Origin of the sequence: Streptococcus oralis, from assembly GCF_003942585.1 — a bacterium.
Lineage (GTDB): Bacteria > Bacillota > Bacilli > Lactobacillales > Streptococcaceae > Streptococcus > Streptococcus oralis_BE.
This window is the reverse complement of sequence record NZ_RJNK01000002.1, coordinates 24,579-37,369: the sequence shown is the minus strand read 5'-3', so window position 1 is coordinate 37,369 and position 12,791 is coordinate 24,579. Positions and strand designations below refer to the sequence as shown.

Genomic DNA, 12,791 nt, shown 5'->3' with positions numbered 1-12,791 from the left:
AATTCAGAATAGCTAGCTATAGATACAGATCTTTTTGCCATTGATATCAGCCAGCGTGATAGGAATCTCATAGAGTTGACTGAGCAGGTCAGCCTGCATGATTTGAGCAGTCGTTCCCTTGCAAAAGACTTGGCCGTCTTTAAAGGCAACAATTTCATCTGCATACTGACTGGCCATGTTGATATCGTGGAGGACGATGATTATGGTCTTCCCTAGTTCCTCCACCAGTCGCTTGAGAATCTGCATCATGCTGACGCTTTGCTTGATATCGAGATTATTGAGCGGTTCGTCTAGCAAGATAAAGTCTGTATCCTGGGCTAGTACCATGGCGATAAAGACACGTTGGAGCTGTCCACCAGACAGGCTATCGATGTAGCGATCTTTTAGGTTGGTCAGATCTAGATAGTCCAGAGTTTCTCGGATTTTTTCCCAGTCTTCTACCTTCAGTCGACCACGGCTGTAGGGAAAACGTCCAAAGCTGACTAATTCTTCAACGGTCAATTTGGCTTGGTAATTAATCTTTTGCTTTAGGATGGTGAGTTCTTTGGCCAGTTCTTGCGAGTTCCAACTCTCAATTTCACGACCTTTGATACTGAGAATTCCCTGATCCTTCTTGGTCAGTCTGCTCATAATGGAGAGGAGAGTTGATTTTCCAGCACCATTTGGACCAATAAAGGCTGTCAGTTTATGAGGACTGACTTCAAGCGAAATGTCTTGCAAAATATCCTGTTTTTGAATGGATTTGTCAATGTTTTCCAGTTTCACCGACGCGCCCTCCTATAAAGTAAGATAAAGAATAAGAAGCCACCCACACTCTCAATGATCATACTGATGCGAATTTCCAGCGCAAAGACTCGTTCGATTAGGGCTTGCCCCAAGGTCAAACTAATAAATCCAATCAGAATGGCTACGATAAAGAGCAACTTATGCCGATAATCTTTGATGATTAGGTAGGTGAGGTTAGCAAGCATAAAGCCGAAGAAAGCCATAGGCCCTACCAAGGCAGTGGCTGTTGAGGTCAAAAGCACGATGCCCCAGAGGAGCTCTCTCTGTTCTTTTTCAACATCGAGTCCCAGTATCTGAGCCGTTTCTCTTTGCAGGTGTAGGACATCCAGAATAACTGCTTTTCGAAAGAAAAAGATTGTCAAAGCGAGGATGATCAGAGAACCGATGGCTAGGATGGAAGTGTTGAGATGCTGAAAGGAGGCGAAGAGACTGTTCTGCAGTTTATCGTATTCATTTGGATTCATCAGGACTTGGAGGAAGGTACTGATATTTCGAAAGAGACTTCCGAGTGCTAGACAGATTAGCAGGATGAAGACCAGGTCTTGTTTCATCAGTGTCTTCAAGTAGCCTTGTAAGGCAAGAAAGAAGAGGGATTGAAGCAGAAGCAAGACTAGAAATTCTAAGATAGGAGACTTTTCAAGCTGTAGAAATTTGCTTTCAAAAACCAGTAGCAGGGTCTGTAGCAAGACATAGAAGGATTCGATTCCCAAAATACTTGGCGTTAGGAAGCGATTTTCCGTCAGGGTTTGAAAACTAATGGTCGAAATCCCTGTCGCGATAGCTACCAAGAGATAAACGACAATCTTTTGAGAACGAAGTTTCCAAGCAAAGACAGATAGGTGACTAATAGGCCAAAAGTAGAGGAGACAAGCTCCGATGGCCAGAATAATGAGAAGGCAGAAGAGCTTGGTATGTTTGCTTTTAAACTGCATCTTTTCGTCCCCCTCTCCATAGAAGCAGGATAAAGACGAGGCTACCGATGATTCCTAGCAAGAGACTGACAGACAGCTCATAGGGCCGAATGAGAACTCGAGAGAGGATATCGCAGGCCAGAACCAGATTGGCGCCGACCAGAGCGACCATGAGTTTGGTTTGGCTCAGATTATCTCCATAGCGCTTGCGGACCAGATTGGGAACGATGACCCCGAGAAAAGGCAAGGCACCCACGGTAATCATGGTGACACTTGTCGTTAGCGCCACCAGAAAGAGGGCCAGTTTTTCCAGTAGGGAGTAAGAAATCCCCAAACTTTCACTGGTTTCTTTCCCTAGATTCATGATGGTAAAGGTTTGGGATAATTTCCAAACGGCTATCAGGATAATGAGGCCTAAGAAGAGCCACTCATACTGATGGGTCTGAATCATGGAGAAGGAGCCCTGGGTCCAAGCAGTCATACTCTGAACCAGATTGAAACGATAGGCGATAACTTCTGTGATAGAACCGATAATCCCACTATAGATAATCCCGATCAAGGGCAACATCCACCTTTCCTTTACAGAAAAAATAGTCATAAAGGCCAGGAAGAAGAGGGTAAATAAAATGGATGAGCCAAAAGCAAAGAGCATCTTTTGGCTCAGACTCGCAGACGGAAAGACAAAGAGGCTTAGCACCATTCCCAGTTTGGCGGCTTCAGTCGTTCCAACTGTGCTTGGTGCAGCAAACTGATTTTGAGTGATGGTCTGTATGAGGAGCCCTGCCATGCTCATACTGGAGGCTGCAAGGAGAATGCTGATGGTTCTTGGAAGACGCGACTCTTGAAAGAGAAGCCAAGTCTGTTGGTCAAAAGCAAAGAATTTTTCCCAAGAAAAATCACTGGTTCCAATGGTGATTGAGAGAAAGACTAGGAGTAGAAGTAAGCCTGTTAAAATATGAGAGAGTTTCATACCCCGTCCTTTCGTGTAGATTTGGAATCGAAAGATACCTGCGGATATAAATGTAACACGATTTTTTTAATCTGTCAATAAATTTTCTGACAATTTAATGTAAAAAGAAAGAAAAATTCCTGAAATTACATTTGCCCCTCTCTTTTATTGGAAAACTGAGTAAAAACCAATCCACCTTCTCACTATCCTTCTCCTATAAAAAGTGGTAAAATGGAGGACAGAAAGAAGGAACTGATATGACAACATTATTTTCAAAAATCAAAGAAGTAACAGAGCTTGCTGCAATCTCAGGTCATGAAGCACCTGTCCGTACCTATCTTCATGAAAAGTTGACACCGCACGTGGATGAAGTAGTGACAGATGGCTTGGGTGGTATTTTTGGTATTAAACATTCAGAAGTTGCGGATGCACCGCGTGTTTTGGTCGCTTCTCACATGGATGAAGTTGGTTTTATGGTCAGCGAGATTAAGCCAGACGGAACCTTCCGTGTCGTTGAAATCGGCGGCTGGAATCCTATGGTGGTCAGCAGCCAACGCTTCAAACTCTTTACTCGTGACGGTCGTGAAATTCCTGTGATCTCAGGTTCTGTTCCTCCACATTTGACACGTGGAACAGGTGGACCAACCATGCCAGCTATCTCGGATATCGTTTTTGATGGCGGTTTTGCGGATAAGGCTGAGGCAGAAAGCTTTGGAATCCGTCCTGGTGACACGATTGTCCCTGATAGTAGCGCAATTCTTACAGCCAATGAAAAAAATATCATCTCCAAAGCTTGGGACAACCGCTACGGTGTTCTTATGGTTAGTGAGCTAGCAGAAGCTTTGTCAGGTCAAAAACTCGGAAATGAACTCTATCTTGGCTCGAACGTCCAAGAAGAAGTTGGTCTTCGTGGTGCTCATACTTCCACAACTAAGTTTGACCCAGAAGTCTTTCTTGCAGTGGATTGCTCGCCAGCGGGTGACGTTTATGGCGGTCAGGGCAAGGTTGGGGATGGAACCTTGATCCGTTTCTACGATCCAGGTCATTTGCTTCTCCCAGGTATGAAGGATTTCCTTTTGACAACGGCTGAAGAAGCTGGTATCAAGTACCAATACTATTGTGGTAAAGGCGGAACGGACGCCGGGGCAGCTCATCTGAAAAATGGCGGTGTTCCTTCTACAACTATCGGTGTCTGTGCTCGTTATATCCACTCTCACCAAACCCTTTATGCTATGGATGACTTCCTAGAAGCTCAAGCTTTCTTGCAAGCCTTGGTGAAAAAATTAGACCGTTCAACGGTTGATTTGATTAAAAATTATTAAACATAAGAGAGGTGCGCGAAATGGCAGAACCAAACCTAGAAAGCCTTATAAAAGATCTCTATAACCATGCCCGTCAGGGCTTGAGTGAAGAGTTAGTCGCAGCTCTCCTAGAGACTGCTAAGAAACTGCCTACTACAAATGAGCAATTATTAGCAGTCCGTCTCTCAGGACTTATCAATCTTGAACTGTTCAGAAATCCCAAACACCCAGCACCTGAGTTGATCAACTTGGCTCGTTTTATCAAAAGAGAAGAAGCTAAGTACAGAGGAACCGCGGTTTCTGCTATTATGTTTGGGGAACTCTTTAAAATGCTTTGATTCCATTGTGAATCAGAGTATTTTTTGTTATAGAAGTGGAATCAGTCTGGATTAAGAGACGAAAAAAAATCACCTAAGTCAAGGTGATTTCTTACCAATTAAATCTGTTCAGCGATGACCTTCTCAGCAAGGTTCATGGCGTGGTCAGATACACGAGTGTAATGGGAAATGATGTCGATAAAGTTGACCCCAGCTTGTGTTGAACACTCACCCTTATTAAGACGTTTGATGTGGGTCTTTCTGAGGATGCGTTCCATATTGTTAATCTCTTTATGGCGTTCAATCAGACTTTGAGCTTTTTCGATATCATTGTTTTCCACGCTATCAAGGGCATCTTTGATAAAGCCAGTAGTTTTTTGATAAATATCAGCCAATTCCTGCAAAGCAGCTTCAGAGAACTCGACATTTTTACGTTGAAGGTAGTCAGTCAGATTGATTAGGGCTTCTGCATGATCCCCAATCCGTTCCAAATCACGGGATGAATCAAGGATGTTGGTGAGCACTTCACTTTCTTTCTGGCTAAGGGCTTCACTTGAAAGAGTAATAAGGTAACGAGTTAATTTTTCATCAATTGTGTTGATGGCTTCTTCTGTCTTGTGGCCTTTTTCAGCAACTTTTTCATTGAGGTCAATGATGTAGTTGTATGAAAGGTCAAAGGCTTTAGAAGCATAATTTCCCAAGTGAAGGAGTTCTTTTTTCGCATTTCCGAGAGCGATTGATGGAGCTTGTTTAATCAAATGCTCATCAAGGTAAAGCGGCTCGTACTTGACAACTTCATCTTCACCAGGGATGAGCTTGGTTACAAAGTAGGCCAAGGCTCCGATGAAGGGAAATTGTACAATGGTGTTACTTACGTTAAAGGCACCGTGCGAGAAGGCGATGGTCATCTCAGGTGAGAGGTGAAGGAGTGCTTGGAAGTACTCAATCATTGACGTAAATGGGCCTAATAAGATTAAGCAAAGAATAGTTCCTAATACGTTAAAGGTGACGTGGGTTGCAGCAACGCGTTTCGCAGAGACATTGGCTCCAGCTGCCGCGATGATAACTGTTAGGGTTGTCCCGATATTATCCCCGAAGAGAACTGGTAGAGAACCTTTAAGGTCAAGGAATCCACCTGCATAGAGACCTTGCAAAATCCCGATTGTCGCAGAAGAAGCTTGGATGAGAACGGTAATCACTGCACCGGCAAAAACTCCTAAAATAGGATTTTGTCCCAAGGTTACCATATATTCCTTGAATTGTGGTAAATCTTTAAGCGGACTCATACCAGCACTGATGAGGTTAAGGGCGTAGAAGATCCCCCCTACACCAAACAGGATGCGCCCGACATTGTTTGCTGTTCTGTTTTTTGTAAAGAATAGGAACATGGTTCCAAGGAAAATCAAGGGTAAAGCATACTCGCCAAGCTTGAAACCGATGATAAAGGAAGTAACGGTGGTTCCGATGTTGGCTCCCATGATAATTCCGATAGCTTGTCTAAGAGTTAGAAGGCTAGCGCTGACCAGTCCAACCGTGATAACTGTAACCCCTGTACTTGACTGAATCAGGGCAGTCACGACAATCCCGACTAGAACACCTAAAAAGGGATTGCTGGTGTACTTATCGATGTAAAAACGAAGGCGATCTCCAGCAGCTTGTTGCAAACCGTCTCCCATGGTCTTGATACTATATAAGAATAGCCCCAGACCTCCTAAAAAGTGAAATAAAATTTCCTGCCAATTAATGGACATTTCTTTTTCCTCCGAAAAATAATCGCGGAATTTCTCCTATTCTATTTTAAAGGATAAAAGTAAATCCCACAAGTGTTTTCTTGATATTTTAGTAAGAAATCGCTAACTTTTTTAAATTTCTTCCTTAAATAGAGTTCTTACCTCAGGTATAAATGTCTGAAAGGATTATATCCAAATTTAACTGTTTCTTATCCTAGTTATAGTTTTTGTGTCAAGTATATTGACAACGCTTTCATATAAGATAAAATGAAGATAATCCTGTTCTGGTGGTGTCCACTAAGAACAGTTGCTGTCTATCTAAAAAGTAAAGCGCTTACTTTTTGTTTTATTAGGAGGATAAGATGAAAGATCTATTTTTTGAAAAACGTTGCCGTTACAGTATTCGTAAGCTGTCAATCGGAGCTTGTTCCTTGATGATTGGTTCAGCTCTATTTGCGAGCCCAGCCCTTGCCGACCAGGTTACTGTCCCTGAGGCAGTTGCCAATACGAGCGCCCAAGCTACAAGCGCTAGTGAAACAGCGAGTCCAGACACTGCAGTCGTCGAAAAACAATTAGAAGAAACTGAAAACAAAGTAGCTGAGCAACCAATTTCAGAAAACTCTCCAGCAATAGCTGATTTGCTCAATGAAAAAGAAGAGGCAAAGCCAGCTCAGACAGAAAAAGTTGAGAAGCCAGCTCCAGCAACTGACAAAGAAGGAGTCAAGCCTGAGGGAGCACCTCAAGTGATTGATAATAAAGCCGAGAAACCAAGTCTAGCAGACGTTCCTAAAAATGAAGAGAAGAGTCTCCGACCAAAAGAAATCAAGTTTGACACTTGGGAAGATTTGTTGAAATGGGAACCTGGTGCGCGTGAGGATGATTCCATCAATCGTTCCTCAGTTGAACTCGCCAAGCGCCATAGAGGTCAGTTGGTTAACGAAAAAGCAAGCAGAAGGGCCAAGGTACAGGCGCTAGCAAATACCAACTCAAAGGCTAAAGACCACGCTTCTGTTGGTGGAGAAGAATTCAAGGCCTACGCCTTTGATTACTGGCAATATTTGGATTCAATGGTCTTCTGGGAAGGCCTAGTCCCAACTCCAGATGTCATTGATGCAGGGCACCGTAATGGTGTTCCTGTTTATGGAACCTTGTTCTTCAACTGGTCAAACAGCATTGCTGACCAAGAGAAGTTTGCTGAGGCTTTGAAGCAAGATGAGGATGGCACCTTCCCTATAGCTCGAAAACTCGTCGATCTTGCTAAGTACTATGGCTTTGATGGCTATTTCATCAACCAAGAAACAACGGGTGAATTGGTAGAACCTCTTGGAGAAAAAATGCGCCAGTTCATGCTCTATACAAAAGAATACGCAGCTAAGGTCAACCATCCAATCAAGTATGCTTGGTACGATGCCATGACTTACAAATATGGCCGTTACCACGAAGATGGTCTTGGTGATTACAACTATCAGTTCATGCAAAAAGAAGGTGACAAAGTCCCCGCAGATCAATTTTTTGCCAATTTCAACTGGAACAAGGAAAAGAATGACCACTCCGTAGAGATGGCAAAATGGCTAGAACGTAGCCAGTATGATGTCTTTGCAGGCTTAGAATTGCAACAAGGTGGTTCATATAAGACCAAGGTCAAATGGGATGCCCTCTTAGATGAAAAAGGCAAGTTGCGTTTGTCACTTGGACTCTTTGCACCAGATACGATTACCAGTCTAGGAAAAACAGGTGAAGACTACCACAAGAACGAAGACATCTTCTTTACAGGTTATCAAGGAGATCCAACGGCTCAAAAACCAGGTGATAAAGAGTGGTATGGAATTGCCAATTTAGTTGCGGATCGCACTCCAGCAGTAGGTCGGACCTTCACTACCTCTTTTAATACAGGTCATGGTAGAAAGTGGTTTGTAGACGGCAAAGTTTCTAAGGATTCTGAGTGGAACTACCGTTCTGTTTCAGGTGTCTTGCCAACATGGCGCTGGTGGCAGACTTCAACGGGGGAAAAACTTCGTGCAGAATACGACTTTACAGATGCCTATAATGGTGGGAACTCCCTTAAATTCTCAGGTGATGTAGCTGGTGAGACGGACCAGGATGTGAATTTGTATTCTACTAAACTAGAAGTGACTGAGAAAACCAAACTCCGTGTTGCCCACAAGGGAGGAAAAGGCTCTAAAGTTTATATGGCCTTCTCTACGACTCCAGACTACAAATTTGAGGATGCAAATGCATGGAAAGAACTGACTTTATCTGATAACTGGACAAATGAAGAAATTGCCCTTGGCTCACTAGCAGGTAAAACCATCTATGCAGTCAAACTCTTCTTCGAGCATGAAGGAGCTGTAAAAGATTATCAGTTCAACCTAGGTCAATTAACAATTTCAGACAATCACCAAGCACCACAAGCGCCGACAGGTCTTTCTGTTGTGAAACAATCTCTTAAGAATGCCCAAGAAGCTGAAGCAGTGGTCCAGTTTGCGGGTAACCAAGATGCGGATTTCTATGAAGTCTACGAAAAAGATGGGGATAACTGGCGTTTGTTAACAGGTTCATCTGCTTCAACCATCTACTTGCCAAAAGTTAGCCGCTCTGCTAATGCGACTGGTACGACTCAGGAATTGAAAGTCGTTGCAGTAGGTAAAAATGGTCTCCGTTCTGAAGCGGCGACGGCATCCTTTAACTGGGGCATGACAGTTCAGGATACGACTCTCCCAAGACCTTTAGCTGAAAATATTGTTCCAGGTGCAAAGGTTATTGGTAGCACTTTCCCAAATACTGAAGGTGGGGAAGGCATCGAGGGTATGTTGAACGGTACGATTACAAGTCTATCAGATAAGTGGTCTTCAGCTCAGTTGAGCGGTAGTGTGGATATTCGCTTGACCAAGCCACGTCGTGTTGTTAGATGGGTCATGGATCATGCAGGAGCCGGTGGTGAGTCTGTTAACGATGGTTTGATGAATACCAAGGACTTTGATCTTTATTATAAAGATGCAGATGGTGAATGGAAACTAGCTAAGGAAGTCCGTGGCAACAAAGCGCACGTTACAGATATCACTCTTGACAAACCAATCACCGCTCAAGACTGGCGTTTGCATGTCATTACATCTGATAATGGAACACCTTGGAAAGCCATTCGTATCTACAACTGGAAGATGTACGAAACACTAGATACAGAAAGTCAAAATATTCCAATGGCTAAGGTGGCTGCTCGTTCACTTGGAAACCATCAAGTTCAACTAGGCTTCTCTGATGTTCCAGCAGGGGCGACCATCACCGTTTACGACAAGGCGGATTCACAAACACCGATTGCAACATTGAAGTCTGAAACTGGTGGCGATCTGGCAACAGCACCATTGGCCTTTGACAAGCAACCAACTCTCCTCTACTATCGTACCCAACTATCTGGCAAAGAAATCAGTAACACCTTGGCAGTAGCGATTCCGCAGGATGAGAGGAAAATTGCTGCAGTTAGCCTTGAAAAAGGACCTAAGAAGACAGTTTATAAAGAGGGAGAAAAACTTGACCTCAGAGGCGGAACACTCCGTGTTCAATACGAAGGGGGACAAGCTGACGAGCTGATCAACCTTACTCACTTAGGTGTGACTGTATCTGGATACGACGCTCATCAAAAAGGGGAACAGAAGCTCACAGTCAGCTACCTTGGGCTTCCAGTTACTGGTGACTTAAACGTACAAGTGACTGGTCAAGATGAAGGGAAGCCGAAAGAAGTAGCAGGTTTGTACATTACTCAGAAACCGAAAACGGATTATCTAGTAGGAGAGCAACTGGATCTTGCAGAAGGTCGCTTTGGCGTTCTCTATGATGATGAGACAGAAGAAAGTCATACGTTCACAGATCAAGGTGTTGAAATTACGGGCTACGATGCTCAAAAGACTGGTCGTCAGACCTTGAGCTTGCATTACAAGGGGCACACCGCTGAGTTTGATGTCTTGGTTTCTCCAAAAGCAGCTGTTAACGATGAGTACCTCAAACAAGAAATCACTGCTGCCCAAGGCCGTCAGTCAACCCTTGCCTACACCTTCTCAAGTGAGGACAAACAAGCAGCACTAGTAGAGAAGCTCAATGCAGCGAAAGTTGTTGCAGAAAACCATGATGCCAGTCAAGAAGAAGTCAACCAGGCTTTGAATGAGTTGAAACAAGCCGGGACAGACTTAGATGGAAATCAACGTTATCAGACTGCTAGAGAGGAATTGGAAGGATTGCTCGAATCTGTCCGTGAAAAAGGTCCTAAAGCTGAGTTGATTGCCCAAGCAGAAGCTTTGTTAGCCTCACAAACGCCAACTCCTCAAGCATTTGCGGAAATGAAAGAAAAGCTGAATAAGAAACTAGCTCCTGCAGAAGAAAGTCACCACGTTGGCAGCATGGATCCTAACGAAGGAGCTCCTACAGTAGAGGCTTTGCCTGAGCTGGTTGTTGAAACAGAAACAAAATCCTTTGAACGCCAAGAAAGACAAAATGCAGCCCTCCTCAAAGGTCAACGTCAACTTGTCCAAAAAGGAGAGGAAGGCCAAATTCGTCGTCTAGTAGAAGTAGATGCCCAAGGAAATCGCACTCTTCGTTCAACTGAAGTTCTTAAGGAAGCTATCCCAGAAATTACCGAAGTTGGTACAAAAGTTCTGTCAAGTAACCAACCGGCTGAGGGAGTAAGAGACCTAGTTTTAGAAATTCCGAAACTGGAAGTTGAAGAAGGCACAGTTTCCTTCGAACATCAGGAACGACCAAATGCAGCCCTTCTCAAAGGACAACGCCGTGTTGTGCAAGCTGGAGTTGAAGGCCAAGTTCGTCGCTTTGTAGAAGTTGATGCTCAGGGCAAACGCACCCTTCGTTCAACTGAAGTTCTTAAGGAAGCTATCCCAGAAATCACAGAAGTTGGTACAAAAGTTCTGTCAAGCAACCAACCAGCTGAGGGAGTAAAAGACCTAGTTCTAGAAATTCCGAAACTGGAAGTTGAAGAGGGCACAGTTTCCTTCGAATATCAAGAACGACCAAATTCCGACCTTCTCAAAGGACAACGCCGTGTTGTGCAAGCTGGAGTTGAAGGTCAAGTTCGTCGTCTAGTAGAAGTAGATGCCAAAGGTAATCGCACCCTTCGTTCAACTGAAGTTCTCAAGGAAGCTATCCCAGAAATCACAGAAGTTGGAATGAAAGAAGAACAATCCTCACAAACAAGGGATCAAGCGCTTTTAGCTGCACCAGCAAAAGTTGAAGAAACAAGCAGAGAGCTTCCAAATACTGGAGTTTCAAGAGAAGCTAGTCTAGTAGCGCTGGGACTCCTCGGAGTAATGAGTGGCTACGGCTTGCTTTCTAGAAAGAGGAGAGAAGACTAATCGGATTTACGAATCTTGGATTTCCTCATATAAAACTAAAAATAAGGTTTGACTGCAGGTCGGTCAAACCTTGTTTTAATTACTTATTTGATGAGGTCTTTCTAGATTTTATTAAAAAAATGCTAATTTCAGTTGCAAGAAAGAACAAGAAAAGTTTAGGGTTTTTCTATCTCTTTTGCTGATTTTGTGATATAATTAACACGTATAAAAAAAGAAGGAGTCATATCTAATGGCAAAATTGACTGTTAAAGACGTTGACTTGAAAGGGAAAAAAGTTCTCGTTCGTGTTGACTTCAACGTACCTGTTAAAGATGGCGTGATTACCAATGACAACCGTATCACTGCAGCTCTTCCAACTATCAAGTATATCCTTGAACAAGGTGGACGTGCAATCCTCTTCTCTCACCTTGGACGTGTAAAAGAAGAAGCAGACAAAGAAGGTAAATCACTTGCTCCTGTAGCTGCTGACTTGGCTGCTAAATTGGGACAAGAAGTTAAATTTATCCCAGGTGTTACACGTGGTGCTGAATTGGAAGCCGCTGTTAACGCTCTTGAAGATGGACAAGTTCTCTTGGTTGAAAACACTCGTTTCGAAGATGTTGACGGCAAGAAAGAATCTAAAAATGATCCTGAACTTGGTAAATACTGGGCATCTCTTGGAGATGGTATCTTCGTAAACGATGCATTCGGTACAGCTCACCGTGCACACGCATCTAACGTTGGTATCTCAGCAAACGTTGAAAAAGCAGTTGCTGGTTTCCTTCTTGAAAATGAAATTGCCTACATCCAAGAAGCAGTTGAAGCTCCAGAACGTCCATTCGTGGCTATCCTTGGTGGTTCAAAAGTTTCAGACAAGATCGGTGTTATCGAAAACTTGCTTGAAAAAGCTGATAAAGTTCTTATCGGTGGTGGGATGACTTACACATTCTACAAAGCTCAAGGTATCGAAATCGGTAACTCACTTGTAGAAGAAGACAAATTGGATGTCGCTAAAGCTCTTCTTGAAAAAGCAAACGGCAAATTGATCTTGCCAGTTGATTCAAAAGAAGCAAACGCATTTGCTGACTACACTGAGGTGAAAGACACAGAAGGTGAAGCAGTTGATCCAGGCTTCCTTGGTTTGGATATCGGTCCTAAATCTATCGCTAAATTTGACGAAGCCTTGACTGGTGCGAAAACAGTTGTATGGAACGGACCTATGGGTGTATTTGAAAACCCTGACTTCCAAGCTGGTACAATCGGTGTGATGGACGCTATCGTGAAACAACCAGGCGTGAAATCAATCATCGGTGGTGGTGACTCAGCTGCCGCAGCAATCAACCTTGGTCGTGCAGACAAGTTCTCATGGATCTCTACTGGTGGTGGAGCATCAATGGAACTCCTTGAGGGTAAAGTTCTTCCAGGACTTGCAGCTTTGACTGAAAAATAAGAATTATGAAAAGA

The 12,791-nt window shown here is 43.5% G+C and carries 8 protein-coding genes; 4 read left to right on the top strand and 4 right to left on the bottom strand.

Going from position 1 to position 12,791, the window contains the following annotated elements; all coding sequences use genetic code 11:
• Nucleotides 1-12: 12 nt before the first annotated feature.
• From D8862_RS03710 to D8862_RS03700, 3 genes are read right to left on the bottom strand one after another with little or no spacing between them, the layout of a single operon-like run.
• The gene (locus D8862_RS03710; RefSeq protein ID WP_125448743.1) at nucleotides 13-765 is read right to left on the bottom strand and encodes an iron ABC transporter ATP-binding protein; all 753 of its coding nucleotides are present in this window, start codon (nucleotides 763-765) and stop codon (nucleotides 13-15) included.
• Nucleotides 762-1,718, bottom strand: coding sequence for an iron chelate uptake ABC transporter family permease subunit (locus D8862_RS03705; RefSeq protein ID WP_001159835.1), 957 nt, complete (start codon nucleotides 1,716-1,718; stop codon nucleotides 762-764). Before D8862_RS03705 ends, D8862_RS03710 begins: the two co-directional genes overlap by 4 nt.
• Nucleotides 1,708-2,667, bottom strand: coding sequence for an ABC transporter permease (locus D8862_RS03700; protein ID WP_125448742.1), 960 nt, complete (start codon nucleotides 2,665-2,667; stop codon nucleotides 1,708-1,710). Before D8862_RS03700 ends, D8862_RS03705 begins: the two co-directional genes overlap by 11 nt.
• A 236-nt stretch (nucleotides 2,668-2,903) precedes the next feature.
• On the opposite strand from D8862_RS03700, the gene pepA reads away from it, so the two are divergent.
• Together pepA and D8862_RS03690 are read left to right on the top strand one after the other, a co-directional pair.
• The gene (gene pepA / locus D8862_RS03695) at nucleotides 2,904-3,968 is read left to right on the top strand and encodes a glutamyl aminopeptidase (RefSeq protein ID WP_125448741.1); all 1,065 of its coding nucleotides are present in this window, start codon (nucleotides 2,904-2,906) and stop codon (nucleotides 3,966-3,968) included.
• A 20-nt stretch (nucleotides 3,969-3,988) separates the two neighbouring features.
• The gene (locus tag D8862_RS03690) at nucleotides 3,989-4,285 is read left to right on the top strand and encodes a bacteriocin immunity family protein (RefSeq protein ID WP_125448740.1); all 297 of its coding nucleotides are present in this window, start codon (nucleotides 3,989-3,991) and stop codon (nucleotides 4,283-4,285) included.
• A gap of 98 nt (nucleotides 4,286-4,383) precedes the next feature.
• Here D8862_RS03690 and D8862_RS03685 read toward each other — a convergent pair whose 3' ends face one another.
• Nucleotides 4,384-6,015: a Na/Pi cotransporter family protein gene (locus D8862_RS03685; protein WP_125448739.1), complete on the bottom strand. Its 1,632-nt coding sequence runs from the start codon at nucleotides 6,013-6,015 to the stop codon at nucleotides 4,384-4,386.
• 341 nt (nucleotides 6,016-6,356) lie between these two features.
• Between D8862_RS03685 and D8862_RS03680 the strand changes: the two genes are divergently transcribed.
• On the top strand, nucleotides 6,357-11,348 hold the full coding sequence (locus tag D8862_RS03680) for an endo-beta-N-acetylglucosaminidase (protein ID WP_125448738.1): 4,992 nt from the start codon (nucleotides 6,357-6,359) through the stop codon (nucleotides 11,346-11,348).
• A 229-nt stretch (nucleotides 11,349-11,577) separates the two neighbouring features.
• Nucleotides 11,578-12,777 (top strand): phosphoglycerate kinase, encoded by a 1,200-nt coding sequence (locus tag D8862_RS03670; protein WP_001096770.1) that lies wholly within the window; start codon nucleotides 11,578-11,580, stop codon nucleotides 12,775-12,777.
• Nucleotides 12,778-12,791: the final 14 nt, after the last annotated feature.

What these genes read in the sequence shown, in the direction of transcription:
- D8862_RS03690 (WP_125448740.1), top strand. Translation starts at nt 3,989, where the DNA reads ATGGCAGAACCAAACCTAGAAAGCCTTATAAAAGATCTCTATAACCAT.
- pepA (WP_125448741.1), top strand. Translation starts at nt 2,904, where the DNA reads ATGACAACATTATTTTCAAAAATCAAAGAAGTAACAGAGCTTGCTGCA.
- D8862_RS03705 (WP_001159835.1), bottom strand. Translation starts at nt 1,718, where the DNA reads ATGCAGTTTAAAAGCAAACATACCAAGCTCTTCTGCCTTCTCATTATT.
- D8862_RS03685 (WP_125448739.1), bottom strand. Translation starts at nt 6,015, where the DNA reads ATGTCCATTAATTGGCAGGAAATTTTATTTCACTTTTTAGGAGGTCTG.
- D8862_RS03700 (WP_125448742.1), bottom strand. Translation starts at nt 2,667, where the DNA reads ATGAAACTCTCTCATATTTTAACAGGCTTACTTCTACTCCTAGTCTTT.
- D8862_RS03680 (WP_125448738.1), top strand. Translation starts at nt 6,357, where the DNA reads ATGAAAGATCTATTTTTTGAAAAACGTTGCCGTTACAGTATTCGTAAG.
- D8862_RS03670 (WP_001096770.1), top strand. Translation starts at nt 11,578, where the DNA reads ATGGCAAAATTGACTGTTAAAGACGTTGACTTGAAAGGGAAAAAAGTT.